16 protein-coding genes are annotated in these 19,978 nt (G+C 55.9%); 10 read left to right on the top strand and 6 right to left on the bottom strand.

The genetic code is table 11. From position 1 onward, the window contains the following. The first annotated feature begins 1 nt into the window (after window position 1). The 3 genes from speE (at window position 2) to L2W48_RS10915 (ending at window position 4,755) form a co-directional block, all read left to right on the top strand. Window positions 2-874 carry a polyamine aminopropyltransferase gene (gene speE, locus L2W48_RS10905; protein WP_236099952.1) on the top strand — a complete coding sequence of 291 codons (873 nt, stop codon included), beginning with the start codon at window positions 2-4 and terminating at the stop codon, window positions 872-874. A 154-nt stretch (window positions 875-1,028) separates the two neighbouring features. Then, window positions 1,029-3,140 carry a methyl-accepting chemotaxis protein gene (locus L2W48_RS10910; RefSeq protein WP_236099953.1) on the top strand — a complete coding sequence of 704 codons (2,112 nt, stop codon included), beginning with the start codon at window positions 1,029-1,031 and terminating at the stop codon, window positions 3,138-3,140. 97 nt (window positions 3,141-3,237) lie between these two features. Then, on the top strand, window positions 3,238-4,755 hold the full coding sequence (locus L2W48_RS10915; RefSeq protein WP_236099954.1) for a diguanylate cyclase: 1,518 nt from the start codon (window positions 3,238-3,240) through the stop codon (window positions 4,753-4,755). Here the strand turns inward: L2W48_RS10915 and L2W48_RS10920 are convergent. Then, on the bottom strand, window positions 4,752-5,171 hold the full coding sequence (locus L2W48_RS10920) for a thioesterase family protein (protein ID WP_236099955.1): 420 nt from the start codon (window positions 5,169-5,171) through the stop codon (window positions 4,752-4,754). The two genes, L2W48_RS10915 and L2W48_RS10920, sit on opposite strands and share 4 nt — an antisense overlap. A 188-nt stretch (window positions 5,172-5,359) precedes the next feature. Here L2W48_RS10920 and L2W48_RS10925 point away from each other — a divergent pair, with 188 nt between their 5' ends. Then, window positions 5,360-5,884 carry a hypothetical protein gene (locus L2W48_RS10925; protein ID WP_236114934.1) on the top strand — a complete coding sequence of 175 codons (525 nt, stop codon included), beginning with the start codon at window positions 5,360-5,362 and terminating at the stop codon, window positions 5,882-5,884. Window positions 5,885-5,917: 33 nt separating this feature from the next. Here L2W48_RS10925 and L2W48_RS10930 read toward each other — a convergent pair whose 3' ends face one another. Both L2W48_RS10930 and L2W48_RS10935 read right to left on the bottom strand, forming a co-directional pair. Beyond that, window positions 5,918-6,139 (bottom strand): putative Se/S carrier protein, encoded by a 222-nt coding sequence (locus tag L2W48_RS10930; RefSeq protein WP_236099957.1) that lies wholly within the window; start codon window positions 6,137-6,139, stop codon window positions 5,918-5,920. Next, window positions 6,132-7,424, bottom strand: a complete 1,293-nt coding sequence (locus L2W48_RS10935; RefSeq protein ID WP_236099958.1) for a double-cubane-cluster-containing anaerobic reductase — start codon at window positions 7,422-7,424, stop codon at window positions 6,132-6,134. Before L2W48_RS10935 ends, L2W48_RS10930 begins: the two co-directional genes overlap by 8 nt. Window positions 7,425-7,559: 135 nt before the next feature. Between L2W48_RS10935 and bioB the strand changes: the two genes are divergently transcribed. The 5 genes from bioB (at window position 7,560) to L2W48_RS10960 (ending at window position 14,784) form a co-directional block, all read left to right on the top strand. Further along, on the top strand, window positions 7,560-8,477 hold the full coding sequence (bioB, locus tag L2W48_RS10940) for a biotin synthase BioB (RefSeq protein ID WP_236099959.1): 918 nt from the start codon (window positions 7,560-7,562) through the stop codon (window positions 8,475-8,477). 119 nt (window positions 8,478-8,596) lie between these two features. After that, the gene (locus tag L2W48_RS10945; RefSeq protein WP_236099960.1) at window positions 8,597-10,732 is read left to right on the top strand and encodes a methyl-accepting chemotaxis protein; all 2,136 of its coding nucleotides are present in this window, start codon (window positions 8,597-8,599) and stop codon (window positions 10,730-10,732) included. 58 nt (window positions 10,733-10,790) lie between these two features. Continuing rightward, window positions 10,791-11,876: a transaldolase gene (gene tal / locus L2W48_RS10950; RefSeq protein ID WP_236099961.1), complete on the top strand. Its 1,086-nt coding sequence runs from the start codon at window positions 10,791-10,793 to the stop codon at window positions 11,874-11,876. Between the two features lie 26 nt (window positions 11,877-11,902). After that, entirely contained in the window at window positions 11,903-14,056 is a 2,154-nt protein-coding gene (locus tag L2W48_RS10955) for a methyl-accepting chemotaxis protein (RefSeq protein WP_236099962.1), read from the top strand. 5 nt (window positions 14,057-14,061) lie between these two features. Continuing rightward, window positions 14,062-14,784: a sulfite exporter TauE/SafE family protein gene (locus tag L2W48_RS10960; RefSeq protein WP_236099963.1), complete on the top strand. Its 723-nt coding sequence runs from the start codon at window positions 14,062-14,064 to the stop codon at window positions 14,782-14,784. 113 nt (window positions 14,785-14,897) lie between these two features. On the opposite strand, the gene L2W48_RS10965 is transcribed toward L2W48_RS10960, so the two are convergent. Both L2W48_RS10965 and L2W48_RS10970 read right to left on the bottom strand, forming a co-directional pair. After that, window positions 14,898-16,340, bottom strand: coding sequence for an alanine/glycine:cation symporter family protein (locus L2W48_RS10965; RefSeq protein WP_236099964.1), 1,443 nt, complete (start codon window positions 16,338-16,340; stop codon window positions 14,898-14,900). 295 nt (window positions 16,341-16,635) lie between these two features. Then, entirely contained in the window at window positions 16,636-17,511 is an 876-nt protein-coding gene (locus L2W48_RS10970) for a dimethylarginine dimethylaminohydrolase family protein (RefSeq protein ID WP_236099965.1), read from the bottom strand. A 169-nt stretch (window positions 17,512-17,680) separates the two neighbouring features. Here L2W48_RS10970 and L2W48_RS10975 point away from each other — a divergent pair, with 169 nt between their 5' ends. After that, window positions 17,681-18,133, top strand: a complete 453-nt coding sequence (locus L2W48_RS10975) for an Lrp/AsnC family transcriptional regulator (protein ID WP_236099966.1) — start codon at window positions 17,681-17,683, stop codon at window positions 18,131-18,133. 331 nt (window positions 18,134-18,464) lie between these two features. On the opposite strand, the gene L2W48_RS10980 is transcribed toward L2W48_RS10975, so the two are convergent. Continuing rightward, window positions 18,465-19,718, bottom strand: a complete 1,254-nt coding sequence (locus tag L2W48_RS10980; protein WP_236099967.1) for a hemolysin family protein — start codon at window positions 19,716-19,718, stop codon at window positions 18,465-18,467. Window positions 19,719-19,978: the final 260 nt, after the last annotated feature.

Below are 19,978 nucleotides of genomic sequence, written 5' to 3' on the forward strand. Positions count from 1 at the left end.
CATGATTTCCCGAGAGAAGAGACACAACGAAGTGTGGTTTACCGAGGAGTCCACCAAGCATCTGCGCCTGTCCCTGAGGGTGACGGAAGAGCTAGTTCGGAAGGAGACTCCCTATCAATCCCTGCTGGCACTGGAGACCGCCGAGTACGGCCGTATGCTGGTCCTGGACGGGGCAATTCAGGTGACGGAGAAGGACGAGTTCTGCTATCACGAGATGATGGCCCACGTGGCCCTCTGTTCCCATCCGAACCCTAAAAAGGTCCTCATCGTCGGAGGGGGAGACGGTGGCTCACTCAGAGAGGCGGTAAAACACGAGTCGGTTGAAAAGGCTGTTCTGGTGGACATAGACGAGGAGGTAATAAACACCTCCAGGGAATTCTTCCCGACCTTGAGCTGTGCCATGGACGATCCCAAGGCGGAGATAAAGCCTATGGACGCCATGGTCTACATGAAGGACCACCGAGGAGAGTTCGACGTGATAATAGTCGACGCCACCGATCCGGTGGACATGGCGGCAGGACTCTTCCAGTCTCCCTTCTACAGGGACGTATGGGACGCCCTGTCCGACGACGGTTTCATGGTGACCCACATAGAGTCGCCCTTCACCGACGCCGCCATAATGGTCCCGGCCTATCGTGCCATGAAGGAGGTCTTCCCTTCGGTGCATCCCTATCTGGGATTCATGCCTACCTATCCCTCTGGAATGTGGGTATATGCCATAGGCTCCAAGAGGCACGATCCCTCGAAGCCGCTGAGGGAAGCCCCCGAAGGGCTCAAGTACTACACCTCCGACGTCCATAAGGGGTCCTTCGCTCTTCCCCCCTTTCTGGTCGAGATGTTGGAAAAGGGAGAAAAAGTGGAAAGCCATTACTGAGATTCGATTTTCTTTACCTATCCGTTACTAAAGACACGGTCGAGGAACGTCGCTGTCCCTTTGAGAGTTCCATCCCCTAATGTAAAATGAGATCATAGTAGTTGTTCCTTGGGAGGGTTTTAGGGGAACATTTCTTCGAAAAGGGGTGGCGAGCATGAGAAGGTGGGGGTTGAAGACCAAGCTTCTAGTGGTGATATTGTCGGTGTCTTTTGTCGCTTTCACCACCGCGGTCGGGGTGTTGACCTATCGGGCCAGAACCATGGCCCTCGGGAACGCCTATAGTCTTGGGGAGGAAACGGCTCAGAGATATGGGGTTCAGGTCTCCGAGTATCTCGGCAGGGCCCTGACCCATGCCAGGGACCTGTCGGTACAGTTTTCCATGATGGTCGATCGGGAAAGGTCCGACAGGGATGCCGGTGTGGACCTCCTTAGGACGACCTTGGAGTCCAATCCCCAGCTCTTCGGAGCCTGGGCAGTCTTCGAGCCTAACGTCTTCGACGGCAGGGACTCGGAGTTCGTCGGTTCCGAGGGACACGACGATACCGGACGCTATATCCCCTATCTGGTGCGTTCCGGCGGCGATATACTGCACGATCCCTGCGTGGGTTATGAGACTGCCGAGTATTATCAATTGCCTCTGACGTCTGGAAAGGTAGTCATAGCAGATCCGGCCGAATGGGAGGTGGGGGGCAAGATGGTCATGATGACATCTCTCTGCGTTCCGGTTAAGCTGGGTGGAAAGGTCATAGGAGTGGTCGGGGTGGACATATCCATGGACACCTTCCAGAAGGTCTTCTCCGAAATAAAACCCTTCGTGACCGGATATGCCGGGCTGCTTTCCGACAAGGGAACCTATGTGGCCTATCCCAAGAAAGATCTGGTTGGCACCACCGTATCGGACGGAGAGGCCCTCTCTGCCATCCGAGACGGAAAGAACTTCAATCGTTCGGTCGTGTCCGACGTCTCAGGAGTGGACATATACGAGACCTTCCAGCCCGTGGATGTGGACAGATACGGATCGCCCTGGTCGGTGCAGATCGCCTTGCCCTACGACATGATATATCAGGAGGCGGACTCTATAATGACCATGGGAATCATGGTCGGAGTAGCGGCCCTGGCGGTGCTGGCCGGAGTAGTCCTGTTCTTCGTGAGCAGAATGGTACGTCCTATAAAGGCGGCCTCTCTCTTGGCGAGCAGGGCAAAGGACGGCGACCTCACTATAACCAGGGACGAGTTCCAGACCTCCTCCGGCGACGAGGTGGGCCGTATGGCCGACTCACTCTCCGAGATGGTCGAGGGGCTTCGAGACATAGTCGGCTCGGTGGTCGAGGAGGCCCAGTCGGTCTCCGACAGGTCCACCAGTCTGGCTGCCCTCTCCGAGGAGGCCAACGCCTCCATGGAGGAGATCCGTTCGTCCGTCGAGAAGGTAGCCTCTTTGGCTGAGAGCAACTCGGCGGCTTTGCAGGAAAGCGGTGCCTCCGTTCAGGAGGTGGCAGACAGTGCACAGATGTCTGCCTCGTCTGCCACGGAGGGAGCCGAGGCATCTCAGAGAAGCGCCGAGGAGACCCAAAAAGCGGTGGGCAAGGTGGAGGAAACCATCCACAAGATGGAGGAAGCCGGCGAGGTGTCCAGGGAAAGCATAGGGCGTATAAGGGACCTGGCAGGATCGGTGGATTCCATCAGCGGCTTCGTAGGGGACATCACCAGGATAGCGGATCAGACTAACCTGTTGGCCCTTAACGCCGCTATAGAGGCCGCCCGGGCCGGAGAGGCCGGCCGGGGATTTGCCGTGGTCGCCGAGGAGGTTCGCAAGCTGGCGGAGGAATCGGCCCTGTCGGCCGACAAGGTTGCCAAGATAATAGTTGAGCTTGAGGAACACTCGGGAGAGTCAATAGACGCCACCGAGAGGACCGGCTCGATTCTCTCAGAGGCGGTCGAATCCGCCAAGGGGGCCCAGGAGGAGTTGAACCGGTCTTTGGAGATGACCAGAGAGGTTAACGAGGCTATACAGAACATCGCGGCAGTCGCTCAGGAACAGGCCGCCTCGTCGGAGGAGATGACCTCCTCGATAGATCAGGTCACCAACGCCAACTTCGATACCGTTCGCATGATGGAGGCCATAAGAGGGGCCTCGGAGGAGACCGCCAAGGCCTCCGAGGGGGTCTCGTTGGAGGCTCAGGCCATGGCCGAAGGGGCCTCCTCCATGATGTCGCTGGTGAAACGGTTCAAGCTGAAGAAAGAGGGCAGAGGTTTGGCCCGACTCTGATCGGAAACTCAGACCGAGGGAGGGGGATCAGCCCCCTCCCTCGGCCTTTTTTTTTAGAAAGTTTTCGTGATATCATGACTAATAGGGGGGGATTTACGTGGGTAGGGTCATACGCTTGGTCTTCGCGGCTGCCGTGTGGTGTGTCTTTTTCAACTGCTCCGTCGTCTATTCCGAGAACCTCAACGGTTTGTCGCACCTAGAGTCCTCCGTGTTCCTTTCGGAAGAAGAAAGAGAATATCTCAAAGATCGAGGCCCTATCCGTTTTTCCGTGGACCCTTCCTGGGCTCCCTATGAATGGATAGACGAGTCCGGCGAATATCGGGGCGTCGGATCGGATTACGTAAAGCTTCTCTCCGGAAAGTTGGGGGTCGCCATGGAGCTGGTTCCCACTAGCTCTTGGGAGGAGACCCTGGAGTTCGTCAAGGCCGGTAGCTCCGACGTGGTCCCTTTGCTTAACAGGACCGAGGATCGAGAGAAGTACCTGGGTTTTTCCTCTCCGTACGTCATAAACCCAGCCGTGATAGTGACAAGGGGTGACGTTTCGGATTTGGCAGGTTTCATGGATTTGGCCGGAAAGACCGTTGCGGTTGTGAAGGGTTACAACGTAGAGGATATCCTTCGAGAGAGATATCCCGATCTCTCCATCGTGCCGGTGGCTAACAACCGAGAAGGGCTCCGTATGGTGGCCAGCGGGGAGGTCTTTTCCGCCTCCGCTCCTCTCCTCGTGGCGTCTCTGGTGATAGAGGAAGAGGGGCTGACGACGCTGAAGCTCTGGGGTCACGACGATTTCGAACACAGGCTTCGGATGGGCATAAGGAAGGACGACCCTATTCTGCTTGGTATAATGCAGAAGGCTGTTCTTTCCTTGAATCTGAAGGAAAGCTCCAGGATCTTTGACCGCTGGAACCCTCTGGCTTCAAAGGGAATAGACCAAGGTCTCTTTTGGTCCATAGTGGTCCTGCTTATAGTCCTGATAGCTTCGGCTTCCGGGGTAGCCTATCGGTTCGTCCGTAAAAACGATCAGTTGAGGGCTCTCAACCGAGAGCTGGCAAAGGCCAAGGCAGCCTTGGAGGAGGGTAACAGGCGACTGGAGCTGCTTTCCAAGATGGATCACCTGACCGGAATAGCCAATCGCTTCGGCATAGAGGAGTTCTTGAACAGGGCGGTTCACAAGGCCAGACGGGGAACCCCTTTTTGCGTCGCCATAGGAGATGTAGACCACTTCAAGAGGGTCAACGACGACTACGGTCATCAGGTCGGAGACAGGGTGTTGGTCAGGTTGGCCGAAATCCTCGTCGATGCAGTTAGGGCTGTGGATCTCGTTGGACGTTGGGGTGGGGAAGAGTTCATAATAGTCTTCGACGATATGGTCGAGCGGGACCTTTTTCCCGTCACCGATAGGATTCGTCGAGTTATATCGGAGAGCGATTTCGGCCTGGGCCGACCTCTGACAGTCAGTTTCGGAGGGGCCGCCTTCCCTGCCGAGGGTGACCTCAGCCTCAACGATCTGCTGAGAACCGCCGACGACGCCCTTTACAGGGCCAAGGAAGACGGCCGCAACAGGGTCGCGATAGAGACTCCCATCGTGGTCGAAAAGGACGACCCTGTTCCTTAGGACTCTCTGGCCTTTTTCGCTCTCTCAGTGGCCGAGTCGATCAGCTCGTAACGGTTCACGATCGCCCTCTCGCAGGTGGCGTGGAATACCTCTCCGATCGAGTCGGTCACCTTCATGGAGAACGCCAGCCTGTTCCCCTTTATCTCATCCAGCTTCAGCAAATACCTGAGCCCCGTGCCCAACATGGCTGTCTCGTCGTGTCTAACGCTGTAGCTGAGCCCGACTGTGATGAATCCCTCCGGCAGCCTGCCCTCCACCATCTCGGTGGACATGCGTACCATTTGCTCTATGCAGGCGGTGGTGGACAGCAGTTGGTTCAGATGAACCGAGAAATTTCCCACCGTGTCGTCTACCTGGACGGTCCTGTTGGCCTCCAGGGTCTCTCCCTCTTGAAAAAGCTCTCTTACGTCGAGCATGGCTTACACTCTCCTTTGTGAGGATCTGTTTTTAAGACTTGGTCCTAATATGTTTCCATTCTAGCACCTTCATCTGTCCGTATCAACGGTTTTAGGTTAGGTAAAAGGACTGATGTACTCTAGAGGCTTTGGGTAGTATAATTATAGCTACAATGGAAAATATAGTTGTGGAATACGGAGGTATCGAGATGACCATCAATACTTTGAGCGAGGATCTCGACCTTTTCGTGGAACACGAGAGCCTCAGGGTAAGGTATATGGAGAGAATGGAGCATCTGGCGTCCAAGATGGATCGATTGGACGGCTTGGAGCGAAAGGCCGCCGAGAAGGAGCTTCGAAGTCTCGACAGAAAGATAACCCGGCTCGACAAGGCGGACTTGAAGAGGATCGACAGGCTCCTGAAGGGGGCGTCGGATCTGAAGGACGATAGGCTTCTGGCTCAGCTTCAGGCTTTGAGGGCCAGATACGGCGGGGAACAGAAAGGTTCCCTTCCTTTGTTGGATCTGGACGGGCTGTCCAAGGCCCTGAGACAGAGGATAACCAGAGGGGTTAGCACCATGATGCTCTGTGGTGCCATAGCCATGGGTATAGGGCAGGCTGCTCCAGCCAAAATATCCCTGGCTTCCTCGGGACTTTCGAACCGAGAGGAAATCCACGAGATGGCGAACATACCGGATCTTTTCGATTGGCCGGTCAATGAAAGACGGTTTTGATGACTAAATAGCGAAGAGGGGCTGAGCGATCGCTCAGCCCCTCTTCGCTATTTCTATAGGAACTTTTATGGATTCGGCGATACGGGAAACGGCGGTTACTTCCGTTATCGAAAATCTGAGTGCCATCCCGCATGATCTCGAGAGGTCTCTCGGTGTGGGGGATACGTCGTGAGAAATTTCCCTCTCCCTGAGAACCCTGTGAAGTCTCTGAGCGTCCGACTGGGTCTGGAAAAGGGCGTAGGCTTTTTCACTCAAGGGTCTCTATGAACGCCTCTATGCGGGTCTTGAGCTGTCCTTCGTCACCCGACTCATATCCTGTTTCCAGGCTCAGTACCGGTATGCCCTCTTGCTTGAGCCTGTCTCTTACCTTTGTTCCCTCGGTCAGGTAGGTTGTGCAGAATGAAAGGGAGTAGTCTATTATGCCGTCCACTCTGTATTCCTTGGCCAGCCTGACGATGTCGTCGAGCCTCCCATCGTTGGGGGTGAAGCAGGCGCAGTGAATGTTCTCTATATATCTCGAGGCTAGATTATCCATTAGCCCTCCGAGATCCGAGGGCGATCCGTCCACCGTTTGTTCGTAATAACGGGTTCCCGTGCAATTTTCTTCAACGACGACGGGGTTACCCGTGCTTTCTACGAGATGATGCAGTTTCCAGTTCGGCAGGACCAAAGGAGAACCCGTTACCATTATCCTTTTTGCCCCGGGGTTGAAGGGGGTTTCTCCTTTTTGAACTCTTTCGACGCATTCGTCGGTTAATACCTGAACTTTTTCAACGAAACGATCCACGTCGTCGTAGAAGGCTATCTCGCTGACCAAAAGGGCATCTTTGCCCGATATGGGCACTACGTCGCCTTTTCTAAGGTCGTTAAGTTTCTGAAGAGCTATCCTTTTAGCGTTGACTTTTTCGATAGCCTCCTTCAGGTTGGAGGACGTTATGGTTTTCCCCGTTAGCTTTTCCAGCTTTTCCGAAAGAGACTTTACCTCGCTTTTCCATAAAGCCATGCCGGACCGGGATTTTACGTTAGGTATGTCCATGACGTACATAGGAGCCTCTTCGGCCAGGATTTCCCAGGCTTTTTTCTTTCCGTCGCAGGTGTTTTCCCCTACTATCAGATCGACGCTCTGAAAATAGGGACAGGTTCTGGATATACGGGCTCCTACCCCTGCCTTGACGAGAGGGCAGGTGTTTCTGGGGAGAACCTTTTCTCCCGGAGGTACCCAAAATTCCGAACCGGCGCATAGCCCTACCAGCTGGGATCCTGCGGCAAGGACCAATTCTTCCGGTACGTAGATGCAAAAGGCTCCTACTACCTTGTTCCCCTTGGCCTTGAAATCCATCAGTTCCTTGATCCTGGCTCCGTGAACTTCTGCGACCACCATGTTGAAATAGTCCATGGTCTCGGGCCTATTTCCCTGATCCAGGTATATCCCCTCGTAAAGCGGTGGAAGAGCGTCGCATAAAAGATCGTGGGTTTTGAGATCTATGTTCAGCTCTTTCCACATACCGTGATAGTCGGCCATCTTCATACTCCCTCTCATGTTAGGTATTATCTATATTCATTATAACTATTTTTGAGATTCAGTCCACCAACTATCTTCGGTGGTTCAGTTGAACTATTCCGCTTGTGATGTTATCTTATCTGTCACCTTAGAATGGAAGTGTGGTTGACAAATATGCTTTGGGATATCGAGTCTCTGTTGGATCTATCGAGAGGAAAGCTGAAGGATCTGTTGGAAAGGGCGGATTCGATACGCAGGATGGGTGGGAATGGGATAGAGCTCTGTTCAATAATTAACGCCAGATCCGGAGGGTGTCGCGAGGACTGTGCCTTCTGCGCCCAATCGTTAAGGTGGAACACGGGATGCCGATCCTCTTTTCTCTCTCTGGATGAGGTTATGTCCGTAGCCAGGAGGTGCCGCGATTCGGGGATCCACAGGTTATCGTTGGTCACAAGCGGCAGGACCCTTGACGATCGGGAACTGGACCGCCTCTGCGGAATTTACGAGGCCGTCTCGAACGAGGTGGGGCTGAGTCTCTGCGGTTCCCACGGATTACTGGAGGAGGGGCAGTTGAGGAGGTTGGCGTCGGCCGGGGTGTCCCGCTATCACTGCAACCTGGAGACCGGGCCGGGGTTTTTCCCCTCGATATGCACCACTCATGGCATAGAGGAGAAGCTGCGCACCCTCGGTGCTGCCAGGGCGGCCGGGCTGGAGCTGTGTTCCGGCGGCCTTTTCGGTATGGGGGAGACCGATAGAGACAGGGCGGAGATGACCGCTCTTCTATCTAATATCGAGGTGGACTCGATTCCGCTGAATATCCTCATGGCCATAGAGGGGACTCCATTGGCAGGAGCAGCTCCTCTCGATCCAGAGACGGCGCTCCGGTGGGGTGCTGTGATGCAGATAGCCGTTCCCGGTGCGACGGTCCGTTACGCTGGAGGGCGCTCTGTCCTTGGAGATGCTGTGTCCATGGGGCTCGTAGGAGGTGTAGGAGGCCTTCTGACCGGCGATTATCTCACCACGACGGGCAGCTCCGCGAAGGACGACGTGGAGCTGATCGAGTGTCTCGGCATGAAACCCAGTCGGAGGTAGCCTAGAGCCTATTCTCCTCTGTAGTTTGATGTGATTGACATGTCGGAGATGATTCCTTAGACTCTTCTTGTGTCCGTTTTTCAGATTAGAGATAGGGTTGGGAAGAGGAGGACTATTTTATGGCTCGAGCAGATGAAGCACGTGGTTTGTCCGTGGGGATACAGGTTACCTTGGTGGTCGGCGTCATGATAGCCCTCCTGATGGCCGTTGTCGTCACAGTGGCGTCGGTGAGGTCCGGTAGGATGATGGAGGATACTATAGACGACGGAGGTCTGGGCTTCGTCGAAAGCCTCCAGACCGGCGCATCTCAGGAGATAGGATCTCTCAGAAAGTCCAACGAGTCCTTCGTCAATATAGTGGTACAGAGACTGTCCGGAAAGAGGACCTTCGAGAACGAGGACATGGTTTCGGTCGGAGATAAAGAGGTCCAGAAGATATTCGTCATGGACGGCGGTCTCAAGCTCATCACCGGAAACGAGGTTATGGTGGACGGATGGAAGGATGCCATGGGAAGCCAGTTCTCCATTTTTCAGGTCACGAAAGAAGGACTGGTCAGGGTCTCCACCACATTGAAGGATGATGAGGGGCATTCCATGCTCGGAGGGCTTTTCGACGATACCACCGATGTCTACAAAGCGACGGTGGAGGGCAGAGAGACCTTTGAGGACATAGTCTGGTTGGGGGGGCTTCCCTACGCTGGCTGCTATAAACCTGTGGTGGACGCGGAAGGGGCGGTTCGGATGGTAGTTTTCGCCGGGACCTCTCTGGAGTCGGTCGAGAACAGGATACTCAGCTCCAGCCTCGGAGAGGGGAGCTACGGCATAATCTTCGACAAAGACGGAGCGGTGGTCATCCATCCCAAGTTGGAGAGGGGAGTCTCCATGTCGGAGAGCTGCCCTCCCCTCTGGAAAGCCTGTAAATCGGAGGGGCTCTTCGACACGACCGAGCCAGTGAGGTTCGATTATGACTTCAACGGTCGTAGGTCCATGGGCTACGTCCAGAGGATAGAGGGAACCGACTGGTACGCCATGATGGTGGTTAACGCCGACCTTGCCATGGCCCCGGTCGGAGCCATGAAGAGAGGACTCCTGCTCTGGACCCTGCCCCTGGCGGTAGTCGGCCTGGTCCTTCTGGCCTTCGCCGTGATCAAGCTGATGTCTCCTCTTAAGGAGGTCGTGACGGTTGCAGACCGCATAGCCGAGGGAGACCTGTCCATGGAGATAAGCGGAGACTCGTCCAACCGCAACGAGATAAAGAAAGTCATGGCCGCCTTCGGCCGTATCCTGGAGGAATACCGGGCCCTGGTTCAGAAGGTGGAGGACATGAACCGCCGGATAGCCGAAGGATCCAAGGCCATGAACGAAATATCCCGAGACGTCCACGAATCGCTGACCTCGGTGGACGAAGCCTCCAAAGCCGTCGCCGAGATGGTGGACTCCATAGCGGCCTCCGCCGAGGAGACCAACGCCGGAGTGGAGGAAGTATCCTCTGGAGTCGCCAGCTCCACCCAGGTCGTGACCGAGTTGAGCGAACAGGCCAGCGTGGTATCGGAGAACGCCGAGGAGGGGCGCAGATCGGTCGAGGCGGTGACGGACGGAACCGGCAAAGCCGGAGAGGTCAGCGGTCGGGTAGAGGAAGCAGTGGCGGAACTTGGCAAATCGGTGGAGGGAATAAGCGGCTTCGTCAACACCATAGCCACCATAGCGGACCAGACCAACCTGTTGGCTCTGAACGCCGCCATAGAGGCGGCCAGGGCCGGAGACGCCGGTCGAGGCTTCGCGGTAGTGGCGGAAGAGGTCCGTAAACTGGCGGAGGAAAGCAACGAAGCCGCCTCGAACATCCGTAGGGTCATAGAGGAAGTCCAAAAGGACATGTCCGTAGCCGCGGAGGACACCAGGGAAGCCGGAACAGTCATGGCCGATCTGCTGGAGCGTTCGAAACAGGCGGCGGCCAAGATCTCGGAGGTGACGGGAGGAGTGGGCTCCATGGCGGAGGGAATCCAGTCCATAGCGGCCGCCTCGGAGGAACAGACCGCCAGCACCCAGGAGATAGCCCGGGCCATTGATACCATAGCCTCCATGCTCAACGGAGGCCGAGACTCCGCCAAGGATACCGAGAGGGCAGCCAAGGAAATGGCCTCTCGCATGGAGAATCTTCAGATGATAAGGGAGGACCAGCAGGGCCAGCTGGCCGAGCTGCGGGAGCTGGTATCGATCTATAGGCTTGTCGAAGATAAGCCTGCCCTGAAGGCCTGAAGGGTTGAGAATGTCCTCCGTACGGTCTAATATTGTACGATCGAAGGGAGCGATGGTCATGACCAATATATGGAAGGCGGCCGAGCTGGGGCAGAGCATCTGGTGCGACTATATAAGCAGAGAGCTTCTGTCCTCCGGTGGGCTGGACGAGATGATGGAAAAAGGCGTTCGGGGGGTGACGTCGAACCCGGCCATCTTCAACAAGGCCATCTCCAAAGGGGACGGCTACGACGACGCTATAAAGGCCATGGCGAAATCGGGAATGTTCGATCTGGACATATACGAGGGGCTGGCTCTGGAGGATATCTCCGACGCTGCGGACCGTATGACCCCGGTATTCGAGGCCACCGGAGGGACCGACGGCTACGTCAGCCTGGAGGTCGATCCCCGTCTGGCTGACGACGAGGAACGCACCGTTTCGGAGGCTCTAAGGCTTAGGTCCCTTCTCGGAAGACCTAACGTGATGATAAAGATCCCCGCCACCGAAGCCGGTATCTCCGCTCTGGAGAGAGCTACAGCCGCGGGGGTATCGGTAAACGCCACATTGATATTCTCAGTGGCTCAGACCGAGGCGGTGGGAAGGGCCTATATCAGGGGACTGAAGGCCAGGCTCGACAGAGGTGACGATGTATCGTCGGTACGTTCGGTTGCGTCCCTTTTCGTCAGCCGTGTGGACTCGGCGGTGGACCCCCTTCTTCAGGAGAGGGCTCCGGAACTCATGGGAAAGATAGCCGTGGACAACGCCAGGCTGGCATACAACAGATGGGGAGAGATCTTCTCCGGGGCGGATTGGAAGCTCCTTGCCAAGGCCGGGGGGTGCCCTCAGAGGATGCTCTGGGCCAGCACTGGAACGAAGAACCGTTCCTATAGAGATACCCTCTACGTTGAGGAGCTCATAGGTCCCGACACGGTGAACACCGTGCCTCCTGCGACAATGGATGCCTTCTTGGACCACGGATTGGTGGAGAATAGAGTCGCTTGTGATCTGGACGATGCTTTTCTCAGAAGACAGAGCCTCGTCGATCTCGGGGTGGACCTGGATCGAATATGCGACGGGTTGAGAGAGGACGGAGTGGATGCCTTTGTGACGGCCTTCGACGAGCTCTTGAATGCGGTTCGAGAAAAGGCGTCTAGCTTCAGATAGATCCAGGCTAAAACGAGGAGGGCGACATGAGGATATCGACTAAATTAATCGGCGGATTTCTCGCCGTGGCTGCCATATGTGCGGTCGTTGGAACTGTAGGCTATCGAGGGATGTCGAGCCTCTCCGAGTCTCTGAACGTGCTGGGCACGGAGAAGGTCCAGGCCCTTAAACTGGTAGAGGAGATAAACTCGGAGCAGCTTACGGTAGCCAAGTCGGCGGCCCAGCTCCTTCAGGAAGGACTTCCGCTGGAGAGGCGTCAGGAACTCTACGAATCCATAAAGCATGGATTCGTCAGGGCTGAGAGAGCCATAGAGGTTTTCTCTACCATACCGAAGTCCTCCATGGAACAGATGGCATGGGATTCTTTCGGTCCATCCTGGGAGAGCTGGAAGGGGAGCGTCGAGGGGTTTTTATCCATGTGCGACGAGCTCGACGGTTTTGGGATAGCCGCTCCGACCGCCTTTGAGGCAGATCTGGCTAAGCTTCTGTCCAAGCACGAGGACTGGGTTATAAAGCTCAGCGAGGCCATAGTGACCCAGACCAAGTTCACCGGTGAGCTCGACCCCTCCAAATGCGCACTCGGAAGTTTTTTGAGCTCGTTTCGTACGGACAACGGCAAACTGGCCGATATCTTCAAGCTCATATCTTTACAGCATGAAAAGCTCCATAAGAGCGCTGCCTTCATAAACAAGCTGATAGACAGAAAGGGAACAGTGTCCAACGACGTCATGAGGGAGAGGCTCGAACTGGCCTACGTCAGCAGAATCCTGTCTCCTCTGTCCAACATGAGGGGGCTTTTCAGAAAGGCATCCGATGTGGCCCAGCAGTCGGTGAAAAAATACGAGGATATGGCCCGTTTCTACGGGGAGGAGATGCTCCATGGTCAACAGGCAGTAGTGTCCGTAATGGACGACGTCATAGCCGTGACCGACGGTGAGGTCAACTCCGCCGCCAAGAACGGCATGGCCATGGCTAAGAAGTCGGCCAGGACCGCAGTAGTGTCGGTGGCGATCGGGGTCGTCCTGGCTCTAGGGCTCGGTTTCTTGTTGTCTCGATCCATAACCGGTCCTATAGCCTCGGTGGTGCGTTTTGCCGAGAAGGGTAGAGACGGAGATCTCACATTGGAGGAATCGGACTTCCAGGTGGGGTCGGGCGGTGAGATGGCCAGGATGGCCGAAGCTCTGGCAGAGATGGTGTCCAAGCAGAGAGACGTCGTCCGGCGGATTCTGCGACAGGCCGGAGAGTTCTCCGACGGCTCCGGTACCCTGGCGGCGTTGGCCGAGGAGATGAACGCTTCCATGGCAGAGGTCCAGTCCGCTGTGGACAAGGTGGCACAGTTGGCGGAAAACGGAGCGGCCGCCTTGCAGCAGACCTCCGCAGGGGTGGAGGAGATCGCCGCCGGTGCCGAGAGGACCGCCAAGTTCTCCAAGGAGACCGCCGACGCCGCCGAGGAAGGACGGCGCAGTACCGACGAGGCCGCCTCCGAGATGGGCAAGACCATAGACGAGGTCAACGGTCTAGGGGAGTTCACCGTCAAGACCAAGGACAACATCTCCGACCTCGCCAAGTCGGTGGACGCTATAGCCGGTTTCGTGACCACCATAACCACCATCGCCGACCAGACCAATCTACTTGCCCTCAACGCCGCAATAGAGGCTGCCAGGGCCGGAGAGGCCGGTAGAGGTTTTGCGGTTGTGGCCGAGGAGGTCCGCAAGCTGGCGGAGGAGTCGGCCGGAGCGGCCCAGGAGGTATCCAAGCTCATAGACGAGCTGACCGACAAGGCCCGTCAGTCCGTCTCGGTCGCAGGCAAGACTGAGAAAATGGTGGAGGACGTCATAGAGAAGGCGGAGAACTCCAGGGACAAGCTCGGGACGGTCCTGAACCAGGTTGACAGGATAACCGAAGGGGTCGAGGAGATGGCCAAGGTGGCGGAGAATCAATCGGCCTCGTCTCAGGAGATGGCCTCCGCCATAGAGTCGGTCTCCAGGACGGTCATGGAGGTCGCGGAGATGATGGAGACGGTCCGTACCGCCACGGACGAGACGGCTAAGGCGGCCGACGGGGTCTCACAGGAGGCCCAGACCATGTCCGGTAGAGCGGACGATCTGGTGTCCCTCGTCAAGGTGTTCAAGGTGGATCGTCAGGACCGGGCCTCAGGGCTCGAGCCTTTCGAGGGCTAGCGATCGTGAACTCTCTGATCTGGGGTGGTGCGGCGATCTTCGCCGGCAGCCTCGTCCAGGGATGTGCCGGGTTCGCCTTCTCTCTGGTGGCGGCGCCTTTTCTACTGTTCTTTCTCTCCCAGCAGGTGGTCATTCCCATGCTGGTTTTGGTCAGCATGGGGCTGAACGTGATGGTCTTAAAGGACTGTTGGTCCTCTCTGGATTTCAGAAAGGTGCTGCCCATACTGGCTGGAGGGGTGGTCACCCTGCCGTTGGGTATATGGATATTGACTGCCTTGGATCCCAGGGCTTTCAGGCTTTTCGTGGGAACCTTCATAGTCCTGGTGGCTATGGTGATGCTCTCGGGATGGAGGAAGCCCCTTCCCTACAGCCTCTGGGCTCTGGGCCCCATAGGAATGGTCAGCGGCATTCTGAACGGCAGTCTCTCCATGAGCGGACCTCCAGTTGTTCTGTTTCTGACGAATCAGGGAACGGGGAAGGACGAGTTCAGGGCCAATCTGGCGGCGTATTTCATGTCGTTGAACGTCGCCACAATCTCCCTTTATGCCTTCAAAGGTGTCCTTACCGCTCAGGTGCTGGCGATAACCGGGGCCTACGTGCCTGTGTTGCTGGTGGGAACCTGGCTGGGGATAAAGGTGTCCAGGCTCTTGCCGGAGGAGGTATTCAGGAAGATAACCCTGTCTTTGATAATAATGACCGGAGCGGTATTGATAGGGTCGAACCTGTAACGATAATCGTAGAAACCCCCGAGAGAAACTTTCTCTCGGGGGTTTCTAATGGTTCCTTTATAAAGGAGATTGTGTCACTAAAAAGGCTTGATGGATCGATTCTAGTCTCAGAGCTATTCCTCGAAGAAAACCTTGAAATCCGAGTCCACCTTGCCCTGCCCCATGTACCTTGCCCGGTAGTCCTTCAGTAGGTCGAGGAACTTAGGTGTAAGCAGAAGTATGGCCAGCAGATTGACGAATATAGGGATACCTATGGAAATATCTATAAACATCCACACTTTATAGGTGGGAAGGCCGTAGGCGTGAGCGTAGAGCACCAGTAAAAATCCCGGCAGGGGGTAGATGTACTTGTTGAACTTAAGCACCTTGTACAGATTCTTCGAGTGAGGGCCTACGACGTAGGTGAGCAACGTCTCAAACTGGGCGAAAAGCCCTGTCGATGTCGTGAGGCCGAATAGAAAAATACCCACCACCAGGACGGTGGTCCCAAGAGTTCCTACTCCCTTAGAGAAGGCACTTAGAGTCAGTGTTGCCCCGTCCAGGCCGGAGCTCCATGCCCCTGAGTTTATGATCATGATGGCGGTCACCGAGCATATGACCAAGGTGTCCATAAAGACCTCGAATATGCCCATGATGCCCTGTTTCACAGGATGATTGACCCTGGCGGAAGCGTGGATCATGGGAGAGGATCCCCAGCCAGCCTCGTTGCTGTAGACCGCACGGGCCATTCCGACGGAGATCATCTTTGCAAAGGCAGCTCCGGCAAAACCGCCTACCGCCGCGGTTCCGGTGAAGGCGCTCTCGAATATGAGCCCGAAGGTGTGAGGTATGGCGGCGGTGTCTTTAAGGATAACCATAAGGGCTCCCCCGATGTAGAAAAGGCACATAAAGGGGACCACCGCGACGGCTATCTTGCCGAGCCCCCTGATGCCGCCCCAGATGGAGGCGTAGAGGAGGACCAGAAAGACGAAGCTAACCAACAGGAGGTTCACGTCGAAGACCCCCGCCACAGCTTCCGCCACTGTGTAGTTCTGGATGGTGAAGAAATAGCAGATTAGAAACCCTATCAGGAACAGCCCGCTGAGAACCTTCGCCAGGCCATGCCAGCCTCGCTCCTGGCCGAGCCCTCTTTGGATATAGTAGGTAGGCCCTCCGTAGGTGCTCTGTCCGTCGTCCAGCACGGTCCTGTAGTGGACCGCCAAGGTGACCTCGACCATCTTTATGAGCTGGCCGAATATGCCCGCCATCCACATCCAGAAGACCGCCCCGGGTCCTCCGACGGCTATGGCTGTGGCGACTCCCCCGATGTTGCCCACTCCGACGGTGGAGCCTATGGCGACGCTGACCGCCTCGTAGGGGGACAATAACCCAGGGCCGTCGTCCACCTTGCCGGAGAAGATCCGCCCCACTGTATTTTTAAAGATATAGCCGCCGTTCCTGAACTGAAAGCACCCCGAGACCAGGGTAAAAAATACCCCCGAGCCGAGCACCATCACTATGAGGGGAGTTCCCCACACCCAATCGACTAACTGCTCCACAAAACCCAGAAAATTCATCTATTTCCCTCCCTTCCGGTCTACATCGTTATAAATAAAAAGGGACCTCTATAAACTCTGATCCTCGGAGAGATCGTTCCGACGGAGCCCATTTGAGCCCGTATACTCGACCTGCCGTCGTGTAGAACGAATGGGGCGACAGGACGTCGCCCCAAGCCGAGGGGGCACAGGACGTGCCCTCCGAGGCGGTTCGTACGGAACAGGCAGGTCGAGTCTACGATTGGGCGAAACAGGGCGCAGGCGGGACGGTCTCTCCGAGGGAACTCAACGGTGAGTTTTTAGAGGTGCTCAAAAGCTACTTACGAAGAAGGGGCCTGGTAAGACAGGTAGGTCCTCCGCCACCCTTCCAGCATATCTCGGTTCCAGGGAACTCCAGAACCTCCATGCCAGCCTCCTGTAGCCTGCCCTTGGTGATAGGGTTGCCCTCTATCATGAGGACCAGACCGGGCTCCAGGGCCAGGACGTTACAGGCCATGGTGTCGTACTCCTGATCTGGGACCTCTATCAGGTTATATCCCCGATGAAGAAGCTCCTGCCGGAATGTGACTGGCATCTGTCTGGAGTAGACAACCGCCGCCTTATGGTCCACAGGGCTTATAAAGGACATGAGATGAAGACACTCCTCCGGCCCATTCCAGTGAGGTATGGGGTAGTCCAGCACCTCGAAGTTACCGGCAGCCAGATCCCTCAGCTGGCTGACTCCCTCGGGGTTGGTCCTGTAGCTGATCCCCACCGCCAGAGTACTCTCGTCCAACCAGGCCATGTCCCCCGCTTCCATGGTTCCCTCGCCCTCTATGGCTCCCAGCTTGGGCAGGCCGATGGAGTCGAACAGGCGGCCAGCCTCTGTTGCCTCGGCCCTCCGTTGGGGCTTGCCCATGTTGAAGAGAATATAGCCTTTGTCGGTGACCATACAGGAGTCCCTGGCGTACATCGAGTCGGGTCCGGTTCCATCCTGGGAGGGGAGGCCAAACACCTCGGGCACGTGGCTCTTTATAATGGATAGAAATGCATCGTATTCGTCCATAGCCTTGGAGTAGTTCACCGGCTCGGTGTAGCCCAGATCCCTCCAGCAGGAGTCCAGGACCTCCTGGCTTCCGTAGGCGTCTTCAGCCCTTTTCACCATTATCTTCTCTATCTTTCCGACTTCCGACTGAGCTCCCCAGGGTTTCATGCAGAGTGCCTCCTTTGAGTTCTTTTAGATTATTTGCTCTTGCATAAATAGGATAAACGATATATGCTCTTTTCCACAGGGGTTTTGTAATAGATTAGGAGATTACAGGTTACATACACCTATTGTTTCCGGCTACAACTTTACGTTTGAGAGCAAGAGGGAGGACAATATGACCATAAAAGACGGCAACCTACTGGACGACACCGGCCTGGCGATCCTCAGGGAACTTCAGGCAAACGGCAGGATCTCCTTCAGAGAGCTAGGGAAGAAAGTGGGCCTCTCCGCCCCGGCGGCAATAGAGAGGGTCCGGCGAATGGAGAGCGTCGGGATAATTATGGGATATGGGGCCAGGATAGACCCGGAAAAGGCGGGCTTTCCGATCAGGGCCATGTCCGCCATGTCCACGGACTTCAAAAACCCCGACCCCTACCTGGCGGACAAGATAACCGCTATACCGGAGGTCATAAGGTGCCTGAGCATCACAGGACAGGACGACTACTACGTCGAGATAGTCGCCAGGTCAATAAAGGATCTTGAGAGAATACTTGGAGAGCTGACCAGGATAGGCAAACTGTGCACCTCCATAGTCCTGTCCTCCATCGAGAAGGACCTAAAAATCTAAAGGACGGCTCTTAGAGCCGTCCTTTAAGGTAACCTCCCCGTATTTAGACAAGCTTTTTGCTGATCTCAGAAAATGAGAAAGACAAAACTTTTGTTATTGGTATATCGTGTGGAAGCATCGGTCCTGGTGTTGACACTTACTCGGACAGGAAAACATGCGGATCTTTTTGGGAAATAAGGCACCCTGTGGGATGGAAAATTCCTCAGGGTTCCTGTGTTTTAAGCATGTCTGAATAACTACTTCACGTCGAGGTGCAGGGCATTGTCCGGCAGGGCGGAGCCGAAATGACCTCTCCGAGGAAATTCGAAAGTGAGTTTTTATAGAGGTGCCCTTAAGGCTTTCTCGTGATTCGTACCTTATGTATTCTCTGTCCCGACAGTTTTGAGACCTGGAAAGAGAAGTTCTCCCATTTCACCTCTGCGCCGGTCTCAGGAAGGGTCTTGAACTGTTCGAGAAGCCATCCGCTCAGGGTGGTCGCGTCGGTCTCCGGCTCGTATGGGACGTCCAGAAATGCCTCGAAAAGCCTCTTTATATAGATGTCCCCGTTGGCCATGTAGACGTTTTCCTCTATCTTGGTGACGTTTTCCTTTATGTCGTCGTGTTCGTCGTATAGCTCTCCCACCAGCTCCTCCAGCAGGTCCTCCAGAGTCACTATGCCGGAGGTCCCCCCGTATTCGTCCAGCACCACCGCCATGTGGGTGTGGCTGGAGCGGAGTATCTTGAGGCTGTCCATGAGGCTGGCGCTTCCCGCTATGAGGATGGGGCGCTTCATCATGTCTCGGATGACCGGTTTTTTGCCGGAGGTTACGGTGGCCAGGTAGTCTTTCTCGTAGAGTATGCCCACTATGTTGTCTATCGAGCCCTGGTATACCGGTATCCTGGAGTAGTGGTTCGCAACTATCAGTCCTGTCACTACCGAGGGATCGTCGTCTACCTCTATGGCGAAGAGGTCCACCCTGGGAGTCTGGACCTCCCATACCTCCAGTCCGTTGAAGTTGACGGCGTTCTCCACCAGCTCCCTCTCGGAAAGGGGAAGGGTTCCCTCGCCTCCCATTGTGTCCACTATGCTGAGCAGCTCGTCGTGGGTCACGGTGGGTATCAGGGTTCCTCCGGTCCTGCCGTGTCTTAGGGCGGAGGTTATCCTGGACGTGAGGGCGCAGACCGGGTTCAACACGGAAACGAAGAATTTCACCATCGGGGCCGAGGCCAAGGCGAAGGGTTCCGCCCTGTCTTTGACCAAGGCCTTGGGCAATATCTCCCCGAACAATATTATGAGGATCGTCATCAGTACGGTGGCGTAGACCGCTCCTATAGGGCCGAACATCGAGGTAAGGACGGCGGTGGCGGCGGATGTTATAAGTATGTCCACGATGTTTCCGCCTATCAGTATGGCCGAGACGGTACGGTTGAAGTCCTTGGCCAGCTCCATGGCGCTGGAGGCGCCTGGCCTCTCCTCCTCTACGAAGCGGCGGAGCCTGATCTTGTTGACGCTGGAGAAGGCCGTCTCGCTGGCGGAGAAGAAGGCCGACAGTGCGAACAGAAGGACGAAGGTTATAAGAGCGCTGAAAAGTGTTCCAGTTGTCATAAGTGATCCTCCGAAAGATGCAGTCTTTTTATGTCCCCATCGGTTCATTATTATAGGGTACCTCTAAAAACTCACGTCCGAGTTTCCTCGGAGAGGTCGTTTCGGCTCCGCCCTGTCTCGCCCGAACGTATTCCCGACCTGCCTGTTTCGTACGGACCGCCTCGGAGGGCACGTCCTGTGCCCCCTCGGCTTGGGGCGACGTCCTGTCGCCCCATCCGTACTACACGACGGCAGGTCGGAAATACGGGCTCGAATGGGCT

Source organism: Dethiosulfovibrio russensis, from assembly GCF_021568855.1.
GTDB classification, from domain to species: domain Bacteria; phylum Synergistota; class Synergistia; order Synergistales; family Dethiosulfovibrionaceae; genus Dethiosulfovibrio; species Dethiosulfovibrio russensis.